This is a genomic window from Streptomyces sp. NPDC048361, from assembly GCF_040651795.1.
GTDB lineage: Bacteria > Actinomycetota > Actinomycetes > Streptomycetales > Streptomycetaceae > Streptomyces.
In genome coordinates, this window is sequence record NZ_JBEZKW010000013.1 from 44,929 (window position 1) to 60,664 (window position 15,736).

The 15,736-nt window shown below is 68.0% G+C and carries 14 protein-coding genes and 3 pseudogenes; 9 read left to right on the top strand and 8 right to left on the bottom strand.

From position 1 onward, the window contains the following. Positions 1 to 324: 324 nt before the first annotated feature. The 3 genes from AB0D31_RS09955 to AB0D31_RS09965 all read right to left on the bottom strand — a co-directional run bounded on the left by AB0D31_RS09955 (position 325) and on the right by AB0D31_RS09965 (position 1,484). Positions 325 to 543 (bottom strand): hypothetical protein, encoded by a 219-nt coding sequence (locus tag AB0D31_RS09955; RefSeq protein WP_362719589.1) that lies wholly within the window; start codon positions 541 to 543, stop codon positions 325 to 327. A gap of 159 nt (positions 544 to 702) precedes the next feature. Continuing rightward, a complete protein-coding gene (locus tag AB0D31_RS09960; protein WP_362719590.1) occupies positions 703 to 1,092 on the bottom strand; it encodes a hypothetical protein in 390 nt (129 codons plus the stop codon). 182 nt (positions 1,093 to 1,274) lie between these two features. Next, positions 1,275 to 1,484 (bottom strand): hypothetical protein, encoded by a 210-nt coding sequence (locus tag AB0D31_RS09965; protein WP_362719593.1) that lies wholly within the window; start codon positions 1,482 to 1,484, stop codon positions 1,275 to 1,277. A 217-nt stretch (positions 1,485 to 1,701) separates the two neighbouring features. On the opposite strand from AB0D31_RS09965, the gene AB0D31_RS09970 reads away from it, so the two are divergent. The 3 genes and pseudogenes from AB0D31_RS09970 to AB0D31_RS09980 all read left to right on the top strand — a co-directional run bounded on the left by AB0D31_RS09970 (position 1,702) and on the right by AB0D31_RS09980 (position 5,425). Further along, entirely contained in the window at positions 1,702 to 2,436 is a 735-nt protein-coding gene (locus AB0D31_RS09970; protein WP_362719595.1) for an SDR family NAD(P)-dependent oxidoreductase, read from the top strand. A gap of 36 nt (positions 2,437 to 2,472) precedes the next feature. Further along, positions 2,473 to 2,874, top strand: a pseudogene (locus AB0D31_RS09975) (ISL3 family transposase); the annotation flags it as partial. A gap of 215 nt (positions 2,875 to 3,089) precedes the next feature. Further along, positions 3,090 to 5,425, top strand: a pseudogene (locus AB0D31_RS09980) (UvrD-helicase domain-containing protein). 776 nt (positions 5,426 to 6,201) lie between these two features. On the opposite strand, the gene AB0D31_RS09985 reads toward AB0D31_RS09980, so the two are convergent. Further along, positions 6,202 to 6,444 (bottom strand): DUF6480 family protein, encoded by a 243-nt coding sequence (locus AB0D31_RS09985; RefSeq protein WP_359955271.1) that lies wholly within the window; start codon positions 6,442 to 6,444, stop codon positions 6,202 to 6,204. 269 nt (positions 6,445 to 6,713) lie between these two features. Continuing rightward, positions 6,714 to 7,226 (bottom strand): DUF1360 domain-containing protein, encoded by a 513-nt coding sequence (locus AB0D31_RS09990; protein WP_362719598.1) that lies wholly within the window; start codon positions 7,224 to 7,226, stop codon positions 6,714 to 6,716. Between the two features lie 1,710 nt (positions 7,227 to 8,936). Between AB0D31_RS09990 and AB0D31_RS09995 the strand changes: the two genes are divergently transcribed. The 3 genes from AB0D31_RS09995 to AB0D31_RS10005 all read left to right on the top strand — a co-directional run bounded on the left by AB0D31_RS09995 (position 8,937) and on the right by AB0D31_RS10005 (position 11,972). Beyond that, positions 8,937 to 10,583, top strand: coding sequence for a cytochrome bc complex cytochrome b subunit (locus AB0D31_RS09995; protein ID WP_362719601.1), 1,647 nt, complete (start codon positions 8,937 to 8,939; stop codon positions 10,581 to 10,583). Between the two features lie 232 nt (positions 10,584 to 10,815). Then, positions 10,816 to 11,184: a hypothetical protein gene (locus AB0D31_RS10000; protein WP_362719604.1), complete on the top strand. Its 369-nt coding sequence runs from the start codon at positions 10,816 to 10,818 to the stop codon at positions 11,182 to 11,184. Beyond that, positions 11,181 to 11,972: a haloacid dehalogenase type II gene (locus AB0D31_RS10005; protein WP_362719607.1), complete on the top strand. Its 792-nt coding sequence runs from the start codon at positions 11,181 to 11,183 to the stop codon at positions 11,970 to 11,972. The genes AB0D31_RS10000 and AB0D31_RS10005 overlap by 4 nt, the downstream gene beginning before the upstream one ends. A 42-nt stretch (positions 11,973 to 12,014) precedes the next feature. Here AB0D31_RS10005 and AB0D31_RS10010 read toward each other — a convergent pair whose 3' ends face one another. Together AB0D31_RS10010 and AB0D31_RS10015 are read right to left on the bottom strand one after the other, a co-directional pair. After that, a complete protein-coding gene (locus AB0D31_RS10010) occupies positions 12,015 to 12,821 on the bottom strand; it encodes an SDR family NAD(P)-dependent oxidoreductase (protein ID WP_362719609.1) in 807 nt (268 codons plus the stop codon). Between the two features lie 124 nt (positions 12,822 to 12,945). Then, a complete protein-coding gene (locus AB0D31_RS10015; protein ID WP_362719611.1) occupies positions 12,946 to 13,272 on the bottom strand; it encodes a plasmid stabilization protein in 327 nt (108 codons plus the stop codon). Between the two features lie 158 nt (positions 13,273 to 13,430). On the opposite strand from AB0D31_RS10015, the pseudogene AB0D31_RS10020 reads away from it, so the two are divergent. The 3 genes and pseudogenes from AB0D31_RS10020 to AB0D31_RS10030 all read left to right on the top strand — a co-directional run. Continuing rightward, positions 13,431 to 13,575, top strand: a pseudogene (locus tag AB0D31_RS10020) (mandelate racemase); the annotation flags it as partial. A 39-nt stretch (positions 13,576 to 13,614) separates the two neighbouring features. Beyond that, positions 13,615 to 13,761: a hypothetical protein gene (locus tag AB0D31_RS10025; RefSeq protein ID WP_362719613.1), complete on the top strand. Its 147-nt coding sequence runs from the start codon at positions 13,615 to 13,617 to the stop codon at positions 13,759 to 13,761. Positions 13,762 to 13,832: 71 nt separating this feature from the next. Further along, a complete protein-coding gene (locus AB0D31_RS10030; RefSeq protein WP_362719615.1) occupies positions 13,833 to 14,972 on the top strand; it encodes a permease in 1,140 nt (379 codons plus the stop codon). A gap of 114 nt (positions 14,973 to 15,086) precedes the next feature. Here AB0D31_RS10030 and AB0D31_RS10035 read toward each other — a convergent pair whose 3' ends face one another. After that, entirely contained in the window at positions 15,087 to 15,617 is a 531-nt protein-coding gene (locus AB0D31_RS10035) for a MarR family transcriptional regulator (protein WP_362719618.1), read from the bottom strand. Positions 15,618 to 15,736 lie beyond the last annotated feature (119 nt).

Below are 15,736 nucleotides of genomic sequence, written 5' to 3' on the forward strand. Positions count from 1 at the left end.
CACCCCTTCCGCCACGATCCCGCTACCCGCACAACCCCAGGTGGGGCTACCCCCCGGAGACGTCCGGCCCTCCCCGTACCCCGGCGCTCGGGGCCGGGGTACGGGGACGGCTCCGGGGCGGAGGGTCAGTCCGCTGTGGCATGTCCCTGCTTCGGGATGCGGCCCCAGACCAGGTTGCCCGGCTCAGCGGCCCTGCTCCGGGATGCGGCCGCAGACCAGGTTGCCCGGCTCAGCGGTGATGGTCGCGGCGTTCGACGCCGACGGAGACGGTTACCTGCGGGATGTCCAGCCAGAGGTCGATCTCCGTCATCTACCGGGCGGCGATCACGCACTTGTGAACCCCTGACGGTGGACTCCGGTACGCAGCCGGTTGAGGTGCGACACGCTCAGCGTGTCGAAGTCAACCGGCTTGCAGACGAGGACCTGCGGCTGCGCACCCGGCACCAACTCGACCTGCGCGGCCGCGTTCAAGGCGGGCATCACTTGCTGGGCGATGACGACGTTCAGGGCGGCCCGCGGGGTCTCCCGGATATGCAGCTGCATGTTGTCCGGGTTCCGGCCCGGCTTCTGTGACCAGCCACGCCGAGTCACTGATCGGCGCGTGGGGGGCGCGGCTCCAATGAGAGCTCGGCGGTGAGCTGGAGCTCCCAGCCGCCCGTAACGGGCGCTTCCGGGACGCGGTCACCCCAGAAGGCTGCGCGGTCAGCGCCGGCCGCCGCCGATGCGGCGGTCGTCGGCCAGTCCGGTGAGCGGCCCGAACTCGCGGGCAAGCTCGTTCCACGTCAGAACCTCGCCACAGCGGGCCGGGAACTCCTGCGGGTTGAACTCGGGCATGGTCCAGGTGCCAGTCCCCCGGTCCCGCAGCCACAGGTCCCCGTCACCATCGACCACAGTCGGCGGGACCGGTACCGGCTCGGCCTGATCGGTGGGCTCCCAGGTGACCCGGCCCGGGTGGGAGACACGGCGCAGCTCGGTGGTGGCCAGCCGCGCGGCCAAGTCACGGGTGGACTCTTCGGCGTCCTTGACCGACGCGAGTCGGAACGCGTCGTCAAGTACGGGCAGGGCTGGATTCTTGCTGCGCTTTGAACTCATACGCTGACTACCTCCGGTGGGGGGCGTCACATCCGTTATGACACCCCGTAGAGGAACACGGTATCCGAGGCGGGATCCGGGCCGGTCACGACCACTGTCCAGGTGGAGGCGCCGGCACACCGGGCAATGGGGCCCAGGGGGGAAGCTGGTCCCGGACGGGGTGCAACCCAAGGTGGTAGCGCTCAGACTTGGCGGTCCGGGTCCGAGAAGGTGAGGCCGCCGGGGGCAAAAGGACGTCGGGCCGGGACGGGTACGGGCTCGCCCGGCGGCTGGCGGAAGTCGGCGCCCTGCTCGACCGGCATCATCCGGCGCCCACCCGCCTGGGCACGTACGGGAGCGTCGGAAGCGGGCTCGGAGAAGACGGGCAGCGAGAGCGGTCGGCGGTCGGTCATGATCCCTAGTCTCCCAGGTCCGGCCCTGCGGGGAGACCAAACCGGCTCTGAAAGATGACGGTGTGGCGCAGGCTGCTGAGCGGGTACCGCTCGCTCTGCAGACAGGTTCGATCGCGGCGTCTGATTCTCGCCAGCATTCGCCGTGGCCGATTGATGTGCTTGCTGGGTGCGGCCGCTCAACACGACGGTCGCGAAGCCATCTTGAGAGGACCTGACTGTGAAGATCGCGCTCGTTACCGGTGCCAACCGGGGGATCGGTTTGGCAGTTGCCCGGCGGCTCGCACGTGATTGCGGCCACGTGATCGTTGCCGCTCGGAAGTCCGACGCCGGGGCGGAGGCAGCGGATCGGCTGTCTCGTGAGGGGTTCTCGGTGAGCAGCCTCACGATGGATGTCAGCGACCCGGCATCAGTGCGTGCGGCCGCGGCTGAGGTCTCCGAGCGCGTCGGGCATCTCGACGTGCTCGTCAACAACGCGGGAATCCTGCCGGAGGCGACCAACGCCGATCCGAAGGAGGTCCTCGACCTGGCGATGTTTGAGCAGACCTACGCCACGAACGTTCTGGGCCCGGTCGCCGTCGTGGAGGCGTTCCTGCCGCTGATTCGCAAGAGCCCGGCGGGACGGATCGTGAACGTTTCCAGCACGGTGGGCTCGCTTGCTCATCAGACCGACCCGAACTCTCCGTGGCACTCCATGGTCGTGCCGGCCTACCAGTCCTCCAAGGCTGCCCTCAACGCGATCACGATCGTGCTGTCCAAGGCGCTCGCCGACACCTCCATCAAGGTGACCTCAGTGTGTCCCGGATGGGTACAGACCGATCTCGCGCCTGGCAACAAGGAGCAGGCACCCGTCACCCCCGAGGAGGCTGCCGAGGTCATCGCTCAGGCTGCGGCCCTCAGTACCGCTGACGCGACGGGAACCTTCATCGACGCCCATGGACCTGTGAAGTGGTGAGGCCGACTCGGGAGTCTCCTCGTTCGAAGCGGGCGGGTGCCCGACGCTGCCGCTGACAACGGCTTCACCCATGCTGACCTGTCCACGTTCTGCCGGCTTGACGAGCTCGGCCTCGTAGCCGTCGGGCAGCGGCGCGGACCTGACCGCGCTGTGGTCGCCCAGCGGGTCGTCGATCCGGACCAGTGGTGCCGCCGCTGCGGCTGGGAGGGCGCCCCGCGCGACAGCGTGGTCCGCCGGTTGGCGCACGAGCCGCTCGGGTGGCGTCCGACGTTGCTGGAGGTGGTGGTGCGTCGCTGTCGCTGCACCGACTGCGGGCACGTGTGGCGACAGGACACCACCCGCGCGGCGGAGCCGCGGGCGAAGCTGTCACGCCGCGGGCTGCGGTGGGCACTGGAAGGGATCGTGGTCCAACACCTGACCGTGGCGTGTGTCGCGCAGGTGATGGCCGAGCCGCACCAGGCGGACGACGAGGAGAGCGACAAGACCTGGCGGGCCTACCACGATGCGGGGTTCACGGTCCGCACCGCCGACGAGTGGCTGGACCACCTCGCCGAACTCCTCACTCTGCTGCCCGACACCACCGACCACCGCGCCTGACGCTCCGGCCGCCGGACCTTCTCCGGCGGCCCCGACGAAGATCCGAGTGCCGACCGATGACCGCACGCCTGAGCCTGTACCAGAAGGCCGAGAACGAGCTCTACAAGATGGACTCCTCGGTCAAGACGAAGTTCTACGACTTCTGCCACCAGTTCCGTCTCGACCCTGGGCACCCAGCCTCGACCTCAAACCACTCAAGGGCGACGGCCGGATTTTCCGCGCCAAGATCGACCGTTCCTACCGGGCGCTCCTGTCGAAGGCGGGCGTCGGCAACGACGGAGTCGAGCAGTGGCTGATCGTGGCCGTGCGGCACCGCAAGCACGTCTACGAGGAACTCACTGTCGCGATCAACCGGATCACCGGTGAGATCGAGTTCGTCGACCTGGGCGTGGTCGGGCAGAGCGTGCTGCAGCGCGCGGGAGTTCAACTCACCCCGGCGCCCGATGAGCATGGCGACGACCGCGACGATGCGCACGGCAAGGCATCCGGAGACAAGGCCCTGCCTGCCGTCGACCCGGTTACCGAACCGCCGGCCCCGGCCGCCCCCCTGCTCGCAGGATGCACCGCAGAGCAACTGCGCGCCCTCGGCGTGGCCGAAGCCCTCATCGAACTCGCCCTCACGGTCACTACCGATGAGGAACTGGACGACCTCGTCTCCGGCGCGCCCCGGCTCACCGCGGAGGTGCTCACCGGCCTCGGCGCGGGTCTCAGCGTCGACGAAGTCGAGCGCGAGATCACCCAGCCCGCTGCCGCCGAACTCGAACCCGGCTTCGAGGACGACATGGCCGCCGCGCTCGTGCGGACCGCGGTCACCACTGTTGACGACGACATCCGCAACGTCCTGGCCGAGGGCAACTTCCGCGCCTGGAAGGTCTATCTCCACCCCACCCAACGCAAGATCGTCGAGCGGAACTACAGCGGTCCGGCTCGGGTCAGCGGCGGTCCCGGCACCGGCAAGACCATCGTCGCCCTGCACCGCGTCGCACGCCTCGCCCAAAGGCTCCCGTCCGGCCACACCAAGCCCATCCTGCTCACCACCTACACCAAGAACCTCACCGCGGACCTCCGCTCCCGGCTCACGTCGCTGATCGGTCAGGAGTTGCTCGCCCGCGTCGACATCAAGCACATCGACCAGCTCGCCCAGAGCGTCCTCAACGACAACATCGCCCCCGGCGCACAGCGCAGCCTCCTCCCGCAGGAACGCGCTCTGGAACTGCTGACCGAGGTTCTCTTCGAGCACGACGAGCGGCGCTGGAGCGCCGAGTTCCTGCTCGACGAGTGGGAGCAGGTCATCCTCGGCCAGTCGATCGCCACTCGCCAGGACTACTTCAAGGCCCGTCGGGCCGGCATGGGACGCCCCCTGACCCGCCCCGAACGCGCCGCCGTCTGGAAACTCATCGACCAGTTCACCCTGCGCCTCGGTATGGGCCGGGAAACCTGGGCCCAGGCAGCGGAGCGCGCCGCCCGCCTGGAAATGGAGCGCGCCCGCAAAATTCAGGCGCGTGGTGAGCTCAAGGAAGCTATCGGCGGCGGCGACCTCGTCCATCGGGACGCCACTTCTTCCGCCCAGCGCTACCTGAGCCACCGCTATCGGCACATCGTCGTCGACGAGGCCCAGGACCTCAGCCCCGCCCACTGGAAAATGCTCCGCGCGATGGTCGCGGAGGGGCCGAACGACCTGTTCATCGCGGGCGACACCCACCAGCGGATCTACGACCGCCAGGTCACCCTGTCCACCGTCGGCATCAACATCCGGGGCCGCTCATCGAAGCTCACCCTCAGCTACCGCACGACCCAGGAGATCCTCGACCAGGCGGCCAAGGTCGTCTCCACCACCGGCTACGACGACCTCGACGACGGCACCGACACCCTCACCGGCTACCACTCCCTGCTCCGCGGCCCTGCACCAGAGATGATCGCCTGCGCAGACTGGACCGACGAGATCACCCAGCTCGCTGAGTCCATCAAGATCTGGCGCGAGGAAATCACCCGCCCCACTGAGGACGGCACCGTACGCGACCCCAGCGGCGCCATCGCCGTCTGCGTCGCCGACGGCGACTTGGTCGGCCGCGTCGCAGCCGACCTCTACCAGAAGCATGACATCGCCACTGCCACGCTCACCAAGGACGGTCCGCAAGGCGACGGGGAAGTCCACATCGGCACCATGCACCGTTTCAAGGGCCTCGAATATCAGAAGCTCGCGGTCATCGGAGTCGGCGACGGCGTCGTGCCGCGTACCTCCATCATCGAGAAGTACGCGACGAGCGACCCGAACCGCTACGAACGCGAACTCAAGAAGGCCCGCAACCAGCTCTTCGTCGCTACCACCCGGGCCCGGGACGCACTGCGCATCTCCTGGCACGGGCGGCCGAGTCCGTTTCTGCCGGTGTAGAGGAGCGACGGAGGCCAGTCAGCGAAGGGGCAGCCCGCCCCCTTCGCCGGACAAGGGTCAGCCGCGTGCCGGCAGTTGCCGGCACGCGGTCGAGAGCGCAATTGTGCCGCATTGCCATGTGCTGCAAGAGAGACACCTGGCCAGCCATTGAAGCCCGACTCCCGCTGCACGGCCAGCTTCTTCCCCAGCCCGGCCACGGGCGGTAGCGCATCCGCGAATTCGGCCACAGCTTCACGCCCCAACCGCTTTGTGATGGAGCCCAAGCTTCGCCGTAGACACGGGGCACCAGGACCGTCAGCTCGCCGTCGCCGCGATACTGGGTCAGTTCCACTGCGTACACGTCGGTGTGCCGCATCTGACGGTTGAGGAACTCCACGATCGCGCGCAGCTCCCTCGGGATCCTGTCGGCGACAAACAGCAGACACATCTGGCCAGCTGCCAGCCTCTCCTCCACCAGTGCCCAGAAGTCGTCCGGCGAGCGTTCATCCAGCAATTCGCCATACGCCCCCATCAGATCGCGGCCGCCGGCCTTGCACGTCTCTTCGAAAGAGTGCTGCAGCAGGGCCGCCAGCCATCGTGCCGTCCACCAGGACGTAGTCGAAGCGGGCCCGACGCAGGGCGCGAGTCAAAGACGGAGCCGGGGCTGTCCCGATGGAGTCTGGCCAGACAGCACCTACAAGGTCAGTGCTCAGGCCCTGCAAAGCCGAGGACTCGTCAAAAGCACCAAACACCGCCCGGCGGCTCCTGGCGGCGTTCTCTCCGTCCCGCCGCAACGGTTACCGCAGCAGGATGATCGCGTAGGCGAGGAAGAACCCCGCAACCACCACTGCGAGACCGATGATCACCGCGAGCGGCGCCTTCGCCCAGCCCTTCGTCGGGTTGTGGGTCTCCCGGGGCCCGGCCCCCGACATGCTGCTCTCGGCGGGCGGGGTCTCGCCCGGTGGTACGCCTCCCCCCGGTTCCAGCCCCGTCGTCTTGCGAGGGTCCGGGTCCGGGGTCGGTGTCGAAGATGAAGTCATGCATTCCGGATGCCCAATCCACCGCGGTATTTACTCATCTGGCCAAAATTGCGCTATCCGGGCCGATCCGGTGTCGCCCTCGTTGCTGCCGTCGTTGCCCTCGTCGCCCTCATGCCCTCGCTGCGTTGCGCTGCGCCCGGAGAGAGCGCTCTGCGCCTTCTCGCTTTTCGGGCGTCGCCGTGAATTGGCCCTTCGGCGCTGGTTCGGCTGAGCTCGCGGATGGCTGGGACATCGCGAGCAGGGGTCACGGCTTCTCAGGACACGAATTCTCACTGCAGGCGGCTGCGACACAGTTGGAGCAGGTCGGCGCCCGCCAGGGCACTGAGTCCGGCGGTGGTCAAGCGCGCGGTCTTCGGGACGAAGATGTGCGCCGCTGTCAGGGCGGTGGCGGTCCACAGGCCGGCGCAGTAGGGACAGGTGACGAGTTCACCGACAGCGTGGCGGATCCCCGTGCCGCGCACCTCCTCCTCCAGTTCCGCTGGTCCGGAGGTACCGCGGTAGCGGGTGAAGGGGGCTCGTAGCGGACTGGTGACCGGGTCCTTGGTCAGCATCCGGGAGAGCTGTTGGGTGGCGCAGGCGAGCATCAGTACATCGAAGGCGCCGAGCCTGGGCAACGGGCGCCTGTTGGCCCTGGCCGTCAGGCCAATCCCGACGACAGTGGCCGCGTAGGTGCCCATCAGGGCGAGGTAGCCCGCCAAGGGGCGTTCCTCCTCGCCTTGGTAGACGGCCTGCTCTTTTGCTGCGGCGCGCCGGGCCGCACGGATCGGATAGGTCAGGTCCACGATCGGTTCCTCGCTTCCTGCTGCTGACGAAGAGGACGTTCAAACGCTGGAATGACTGCCCGCGCCCGCAGCCGCGTCGAAGGCAACCAATACGTCCTGGTCCATCCTCCGTACCATTCCCCACGCGCGCCTGCGCGGAATGCGCGACCGGGGCTCTCGCCGCGCGTGGCCACCGCCAATCCGAAAGCGGCCGCCATGTGCCCTTCGCCATGTGGATGGCCCGGCTCTCAGCGGGTTCTTGGCGGCGAGGCCGTCGATGAGGCCGGGCCTGTACCGCATGCCGAGCTTGCAGCGGGCGCCGCCCGGGCTCTGGGAAACCAGGGCTGTCGGCCGCCCGAAGCCAACGCCCGCCGCCGGCGGTTCGCCGACATCCGCGTCACCCTGAAGCGCCGGGCCACCCCCCGGTCACTCACTGGCCCCTGCCCCGATCGGATCGGATCGGCGGCCGCCTACCGGACCCGCTCACGCCGAACCCGCTCCTCGGCCCGTCACCCTGCCCCATCGGGACGCCCCATCCCTCCGGCGCAGCGCACCTCACGACAGCGGTCACGACCCGGCGTAACCGCCGCCACGCCGGCCAGACACGAACAACGTCCTCCGACCACGAGAAGGGGGAAGCCCGGCCGGTTCGGGCCGCGGAAGCCGGGCATGCCCGGCCGCCTGGGGCGTCGCTGCCGCAGCCATGCGCGCAACTCCCCCTCGGTAGATGTTCGCGGGCGAATAATCATTCCAGGGCCCGGCCTCCACATGCGGCGGACACCGCATCGCACTGACGGCAATTCGGCCGGCCGCCGCCGTCATCGTGTCGGGGTCACGGCCGCACGGAGGACGGCAGAAGTACTTTTCCCCGAAACGGGTGAATGCGTCGGCAGCGTAAGCACGCGGAATTGTCTTCCACAGTCCCGCTCCCTCCCCGCGAAGCCGGCTGATTCGTCAACGCGAGAACTGTTGGCTCACCATGACACCCCACAGGAAACCTTCGCCGCGCTCTGCGACGTGTGCTTGCATTTGTCGTGTTTGATCGTCGCGACGACAGCGCCGTAGACGATCCGCCGAGCCGGAGGTATGGAAGTCATGGGCGCACGTGCATGGGTCCGTGCCGCTCGGGCGCTTATCGCCCGAGGGCGCTCTCGCCCCTATCCGTACGGATTGCTGGCGCCTGTGGCACGTGTCGCCACGACTGCGGCCGCTGACGAGATCCGCCGGTTCTTGGCGGATCAGGGGATCCGGTCCACTGTCGCTCCCAGCCCGCCCCGGCGGCACGTGAAGGGCCTGCGGTCCCAGCTGCGTTTTCAGGTGCTGGTCTTCATCGAAGACGTGTCACTCGCGAGGCACCTGGTACACCTGTGGACCATCCCGGTTCACTCGGTCTGACAGCGTCGCCGTGGCCCGAGGACCACCCCTCGTGACCATCGAAACCGCCCGGCACCCATTCGGCCGATACCGGCAGCCCGGAAATCTCGACCGCCATTGACAGGGCGCCGCCAATCAAGCGGGCACCGCAGCCCGGGGGCCTTCCGCCTTCTGGGTGAAAGATCGCGGCCAAGGGCTGGTTCATTCGCGGAAAGGCCGCGTATGGGCCACGCTGGCGCGGGAAGTTCCTTGCTCGGGTAGCAGCGAGTTTCCTTCCGTGAAACGCCGGCCACAGCCCGCGGGGCGCAAGTGTGGCGGTCGCCGAAGAGGCGGCCTCAACCTCCGGGAGCACAACGCATGTCTTCTGCGCAGCACACGCCTTCGTCCTCCGGTCATCGCGAGGACGCCCCGGCGCCCAGGGGGGAGAAGATCGCGACGTGGGCGGACGGTCGCCTCGGCTTGTTCGCAATCGCCAAGCCGAATCTCAGAAAGATCTTTCCCGATCATTGGTCCTACATGCTTGGGGAGGTGGCACTCTACTCCTTCGTCATCATTATTCTGACGGGTGTCTACCTGACGCTCTGGTTCAAGCCCAGCATGAATGAAGTTGTTTATCAGGGTACCTATGTGCCGTTGAACGGCATCCGCATGAGTGAAGCTTTCAAGTCGACCATGGACATCAGCTTCGACTTGCGCGGAGGATTGCTCCTTCGTCAAATCCATCACTGGGCCGCCATCGTCTTCATCGCGTCCATGCTCGTACATATGATGCGAGTCTTCTTCACCGGCGCTTTCCGTAGACCCCGAGAGGCCAACTGGCTGTTCGGTGCCGGGCTGTTGATTCTCGGAATGTTCGACGGCTTCATGGGGTATTCGCTGCCGGATGACCTTCTGTCCGGGACCGGGGTCCGCTTCATGGAGGGAGCGCTTCTCTCCGTACCGATCGTCGGGACGTATCTTTCTTTCTTCTTCTTCGGCGGGGAATTCCCCGGCGTGGACTTCATCGCTCGATTGTTCAGCATCCACGTGCTGCTGATTCCGGGCATCATGCTGGGGCTGCTCGTGGCCCACTTGGCGCTGGTCTTCTACCACAAGCACACCCAGAGCTGGGGACCGGGAAGGACCAACAAAAACGTCGTCGGGATGCCCCTGATGCCGGTCTACATGGCCAAAGCCGGCGGATTCTTCTTCCTCGTCTTCGGTGTCCTGGCCATCATGGCGGCCATCGCCCAGATCAACCCGATCTGGAGCTACGGCCCCTACCGCCCCGACCAGGTGACCACCGACGCCCAACCCGACTGGTACATGGGCTACTCGGAGGGCCTGATCCGACTCATGCCCGGCTGGGAGATCAACCTCTGGGGCCACACCCTGCAGCTCGGGGTATTGATCCCGCTGATCGTCTTCCCCACCATCCTCCTGGTGCTGTGGCTGTACCCCTTCGTCGAGGCCTGGATCACCGGCGACGACCGGGAACACCACATCACGGAGCGCCCCCGCAACAATCCGACGCGCACCGCGTTCGGCGCCGCATGGGTCGCCGAGTACCTGCTTCTGCTGCTCGGTGGCGGCAATGACCTGGTGGCCACCCACTTCCACCTTTCGATCAACGTGATCACCTGGGCCGCCCGCATCGGGTTCTTCGTGGTGCCGGTCGTGGTGTTCGTCGTCACCAAGAGGATCTGTCTCGGGCTCCAGCACCGCGACAAGGAGAAAGTGGAACACGGCCGCGAGAGCGGCATCATCAAGCGCCTGCCGCACGGAGAGTTCGTTGAGGCCCACGAACCGCTTTCGCGGGAGCAGCTGTTCACCCTCACGGCGCACGAACAATACGCTCCTCACGAGGTCCCGCCGACCGCGGACGAAAACGGCGTCCAGCGCAAGGTCAGGTGGAGCGAAAAGCTGCGCGCCAGGCTCTCAAGGGCGTACTTCGGCCAGAGCGGTCAGATCGCCAAGACGACGGCCGAGGAGTACGAGAAGCACGTGACCAGCGGCCATCACTGACGGAACGCTGTCTGTCCCGGCTGCACCAGGCTGAACTGCGCCTCCGCCTCGGTGTCCTGCGTGCCGCCCTGCGGGACGGGGCGGGTGGGTAGAAGGCGAGAGGGCGGGCGGAGCCCGCGCAGAGAGCCGACGGGCCGACCGGGACGACGCGAAGGACCGCTGTCCCGGTCGGTCACCCGGCCCAGCGGCGGGGGAACGTCGCTTGCGCGGGCGCGTCCGGTATCCAGAGGGTATGACCTTCAGACATCCAGCGGAGCGTGGCGAGCGCGGGCGCGGTCTGTTCGAACACCTCGCGGAGCGCGCGTCGAACTTCACCAGCTCGCCGCTCTTCTCCGTCCTGTGCCTTCTCCTGGTCGCGGCGTTCGTCGCCACCCATGTCGCCGGGCTCTCCCTGAGTTCGCAGCTTTTCGCCGGCGAGTTGATGACCGCGGTGACCCTGTTGTTGCTGGCCCTGCTCAAGAACGCCGAACGGCGCGCGGAACATGCCATCCAGCGCAAGCTCGACGCCATCGCGGCTGCCTTGCTCGAACAGCACAGCGGGGAGAGCGGCAGGTCGACGGACGCGCTGAAGAAAGCGATCCGGCTGGAGGACGAGTCGTGACGGTCCCCTTCCCGCCGGGCGGCGAGCGCGGAGGGAGCGGGGAGAGCGACGAGCGCGCCCGTGCGAGCCATCAGGCCAGGCCCGGCCGCGCAGCCGGACATCCCCAGGTTCTGATCTTCGACGTGAACGAGACACTCAGCGACCTCGCACCGCTTCGAACCCGCTTCGAAGACGTCGGGGCGCCCGCGTCGCTGATGCCCACCTGGTTCGCGGGAGTACTGCGCGACGGCATCGCCCTGACCGCCGCCGGAGGGTTCGCGGACTTCGCGGCGGTCGCGCTGGACGGGTTGCGGGCCCTGCTGGCGGACGTACTGGAGGGTGACAGGGACATCGAAGCCGCGTCCCGGCACATCCTGGACAGTTTCACCCGCTTGCAGGTCCACCCCGATGTTCCGGAGGGCGTACGCACGCTGAGGGCAGCGGGGTTCCGTCTGGCCACGATGACCAACGGAAGCACCGAGTCGACGGAGCGTCTGCTCGCCGGGGCGGGACTGGAGGACCTGTTCGAGTTGTCGCTGGACGTGACGGGACCCCGGTGCTGGAAGCCCGCGCGGGGCGCCTATGCCTACGCGGTCGACCAGGCCGGGGTCCTCCCCCACCAAGCCCTGCTGGTGGCAGTGCACCCCTGGGACGTGGACGGCGCGGTGCGGGCCGGCCTGGGCGGCGCTTGGCTGCGCCGGGGCGCGGCCTCCTATCCCGCCACGATGTCCCGGCCGACGTACGACACACAGGACCTGACGGAGCTGGCCGACCTCCTGGCCGCTGACGGGCCGGCGCGCGGGAACTGAGGGAAGGCACGCGGCCACACCGCCAAAGACCGGCAAGTGGCCTCAGTCGCCGTCCCGCTCGCCGGATCCCGGCTCGGCCATCTTGCGGTGGGCCTCGGCCTTGACCGAATCGGGCAGCACCTTGTTGGCCAGGCCCTGCGCCTTGGTCTTCATCGAGCCGGCGACCCGCTTGTCCTTGCCGGAGAAGAGCGCATCGAGGCCTTGCCGTGCGACCTCGGCCGGATCGTCCTTCTCCTGTCGGCCGACCTTCGTGTCGTTCATGCCGGCGCGGTCGAAGAAGTCGGTCTCCGTGGGGCCCGGCATCAAGGAAGTCAAGGTGATCCCGGTGTCCTTCAGTTCGTTCTGCAACGCTTCGGTGAAGGACTGCAAGAACGACTTCGAGGCGTTGTAGACCGCCTGGAAGGAGCCGGGCATGGTGGCGGCGATCGACGACGTGACGAGGATGCTGCCGTCGTCGCGTGCCACCATGTCCCGCAGCACACGCTTGGCGAGGTGCACGGTCGATCGGACGTTGAGGTCGACGATCTCCAGCTCACGCTCCAGATCATTGTCCGCGAAGGGGCCGCCCAGCCCCACCCCGGCGTTCAGGGCGACCACGTCCAGCGAACGCCCGAGCGCCGTGGCCCTCGCGTAGAGAGCTTCGGTCGCCTCGAAGTCTCTGAGGTCGGCCTGCACCACCTCGACCTGTGCACCGGCCGCGCGCATGCGCTCGGCGGCCTCATGCAGCCGTACGTCGTCCTCGGCGTTGACCACGAGGTCGAACCCGCGCTCGGCCAACTGCTTGGCGAGTTCGTAACCGATGCCGCTGGAGGCTCCCGTGATCAGGGCGAGGGGTTTGGCAGCACTCATGAGCGAAGCTCTTTCCGGTATGGGGCACAAACGGGTGGGACGTGAAACCGGGACGTCTTGTGTGCTTCTGCGCAGGGTCATGGCGGGGAAGGCCGGCCCGCGCGGAATGAAGCCGTGGCTGTTGTCAGCGCCCCAGTGCCTTGCGCAGCTCCTGCTTGTTCATCGACGACCGGCCGTCGATGTTCTTCTTCTTCGCCTCCGCGTACAGCTGGTCCTTGGTCGGTCCCTCGGAACCGCTGTGCGACCGCTGTCCGCCGCGCTGCGAGGAGGACTTGGGGTCCTGGGTCGAGGTCTTGCTCGCGGACTTCGACTCCCCGGAACGGGCGCGCTCCTTGTTGACGGTGCGGGCGGCGATTTCCTTGGCACGCTTCTCGGAAGTGCCGCGCTTCTCGGCTCCCTCCTTGATGTGCTCGTACTGGCGCTCACGCTTGGGGCTGGATCCTGAAGGCATGACAACCCTTCCTCTCTGACGGGGCCACGGGCTCCGCGGCCTGCGATACGTACACGACTACCCCCCACCTCACGCGCAAAAAGAGCCATTCGCGATTGGTGAGCGCCATCCGGGTCACGGCACCGGCTGACCGGCGCCAGGCCCGCTGTTGGCAGCTCCTCCAGGCCGACGTCACGCGCTGCGGCGGTATCACGGGCGTACCGGAGGTCGTCGGGCTGTCGGCGGCCCAGGGCCGGCCTGGACCTGTCCGGCCACTGCGCACCACCGGTCTCGGCGCACGCCTTCTGCGCTGTACGCCGTCTGACGGCACCGTGAGAGGTCGAGCAGGTCAACGGCACGCTGATGCCGGACCGGCGTCCGGCCCGCGAGTACGACCACCGGCTCGGCACCTCCGCCTCCCCCGTCCAGTGGGACTCCGCCGCCGGCATGACCCGCCGCCTCACCACATCCGCTCACAGCCGACGCGACACCTTCCGGACGACCGCGTGAACATCACCGAGTAATAGGGCATACCCGATCCCGGGCGAGGCATCGGGCTCACCCCGGGCAGGAGGACGTTCATGCACGCAATCCAGCACGCCCTGTCGATCACCGGCTCCATGGCCTGGGAGATCACCTGGGCCCTGATCCTGGGCTTTATCCTGTCCGCGGTGGTCCAGGCGGTGGTCCGGAAGTCCACCGTCGTCTCGCTGCTGGGTGACGACCGCGCCCGTACGCTGGCCACCGCGACCGGCCTTGGCATTGCCTCCTCGTCCTGCTCGTACGCCGCGGTCGCGCTCGCCCGCTCCCTCTTCCGCAAGGGAGCGAACCTCACCGCGGCGATGGCTTTTCAGATCGCCTCCACGAACCTGGTCGTCGAACTCGGCGTGATCCTGGCTCTCCTGATGGGCTGGCAGTTCACCGCCGCCGAGTTCGCGGGCGGCGGGCTGATGATCGTCGCCCTGGCCGTGATGTTCCGGCTGCTCCTGCGTGACGAGCTGGTGCGCGGCGCGCGGGAGCAGGCAGAGCGCGGGGTGGCGGGGTCCATGGAGGGCCACGCCGCGATGGACATGTCGGTCCAGCGCGAGGGCTCCTTCGCCCGCAGGTTGTGTTCGCGCGAGGGCTTCACCTCGGTGGCCCACGTCTTCGTCATGGAATGGGCGGCGATCCTTCGCGACCTCGTCGTCGGCCTGCTCGTCGCCGGCGCCATCGCCGCCTGGGTCCCCGACACCTTCTGGCGCACCTTCTTCTTCGACGGCCACCCCCTCGCGGCCAAGCTGTGGGGGCCGTTGATCGGGCCGCTGGTGGCCATCGTCTCGTTCGTGTGCTCGGTCGGCAACGTGCCCTTGGCCGTGGTGCTCTGGAAGGGCGGCATCAGCTTCGGCGGTGTCGTGGCGTTCCTCTTCGCCGATCTGCTGATCCTGCCGATCCTGAACATCTACCGGAAGTACTACGGCACCCGGATGGCTCTCTTCCTCCTCGGCACGTTCTACGCGGCCATGGTCCTGGCCGGGTACGTGGTGGAGTTCGTCTTCGGCGGCCTCGGCCTCGTTCCTGACAGCGCCGCCGCGGCCCTTCCGCAGGGCGGAGTCAGCTGGAACTACACGACCTGGCTGAACTGCGCGTTCCTCCTGCTCGCCGCCGTCCTGGCCCTCCGCTTCCTGCGTACCGGAGGCAAGGACATGCTCGCCATGATGGGAGGCTCCGCCGACGGCCGCTGAGAGCGGTTCAGAGGGGCGGGGTAGCTCACCTTCGGTGCGCTCCCGGCGCGGGGCCGGCTCCAGGAGCACACCGACGGAGAGGCCCGCCTCCGCCGGGTGCCGGAACGGCCATGCTCAGCCGGTGCTTCTGGGCGGGTTGTCGGACCAGCCCAGTGGATAGAGGGCGTCCGCCTCGTCCGAGACGCCCGGCTCGCCGCCTGCCTCACTGAACGCGGTGAGGGCCTCGACCAGGGCGGCACGCTGGCCGGGTGCCACCCTGGAGACGATTTCGGCGATGGCCTCACGGCGGCGGGCGGTGACGTCGTTGACCAGGCGACGGCCGTCGTCGGTCAGGCCCAGCAGGGTCTCGCGGCGGTTGACGGGATTGATCTGGCGGACCGCCAGGCCGGCGGCGATCATGCGGTCGATCATTCGCATCGCGGTGGACGGCTTCACACCGAGATGGTCCGCCAGGACGACGAGCTTGGCCGTGCCGCGGGTCGCGAGGACGACCAGGAGACGGAACTGGGGGAGCGTCACCCGGTCCTCGACCGCTGCCAGCGAGCGGGCGGACACGCCTACCAGGACGCGGGAGGCGGTCAGCACCGCACGGGTCACCGCATCGACGTCATCCGGGCCCGCCGGGGGCTGCGCTTGGTCGGCCATGCCCCCCTTTTTACCGTGCCCCGCCCACCTCGCGGTCATCCGGTCCTCTGTTCGCAGGAGCGGAGCAGGAGCATGGCCGCCTCGTCATGGAGCGGGCCCTGTGTGCTGCTGGTCCGGCA

Excerpts from the sequence above, each read along its gene's own strand:
- AB0D31_RS10035 (WP_362719618.1), bottom strand. The coding sequence starts at position 15,617 with ATGGCCGACCAAGCGCAGCCCCCGGCGGGCCCGGATGACGTCGATGCG.
- AB0D31_RS10030 (WP_362719615.1), top strand. The coding sequence starts at position 13,833 with ATGCACGCAATCCAGCACGCCCTGTCGATCACCGGCTCCATGGCCTGG.
- AB0D31_RS09960 (WP_362719590.1), bottom strand. The coding sequence starts at position 1,092 with ATGAGTTCAAAGCGCAGCAAGAATCCAGCCCTGCCCGTACTTGACGAC.
- AB0D31_RS09985 (WP_359955271.1), bottom strand. The coding sequence starts at position 6,444 with ATGACTTCATCTTCGACACCGACCCCGGACCCGGACCCTCGCAAGACG.
- AB0D31_RS10000 (WP_362719604.1), top strand. The coding sequence starts at position 10,816 with ATGACCTTCAGACATCCAGCGGAGCGTGGCGAGCGCGGGCGCGGTCTG.
- AB0D31_RS09965 (WP_362719593.1), bottom strand. The coding sequence starts at position 1,484 with ATGACCGACCGCCGACCGCTCTCGCTGCCCGTCTTCTCCGAGCCCGCT.
- AB0D31_RS09995 (WP_362719601.1), top strand. The coding sequence starts at position 8,937 with ATGTCTTCTGCGCAGCACACGCCTTCGTCCTCCGGTCATCGCGAGGAC.
- AB0D31_RS09955 (WP_362719589.1), bottom strand. The coding sequence starts at position 543 with ATGCAGCTGCATATCCGGGAGACCCCGCGGGCCGCCCTGAACGTCGTC.
- AB0D31_RS10010 (WP_362719609.1), bottom strand. The coding sequence starts at position 12,821 with ATGAGTGCTGCCAAACCCCTCGCCCTGATCACGGGAGCCTCCAGCGGC.
- AB0D31_RS10015 (WP_362719611.1), bottom strand. The coding sequence starts at position 13,272 with ATGCCTTCAGGATCCAGCCCCAAGCGTGAGCGCCAGTACGAGCACATC.
- AB0D31_RS10025 (WP_362719613.1), top strand. The coding sequence starts at position 13,615 with ATGCCGGACCGGCGTCCGGCCCGCGAGTACGACCACCGGCTCGGCACC.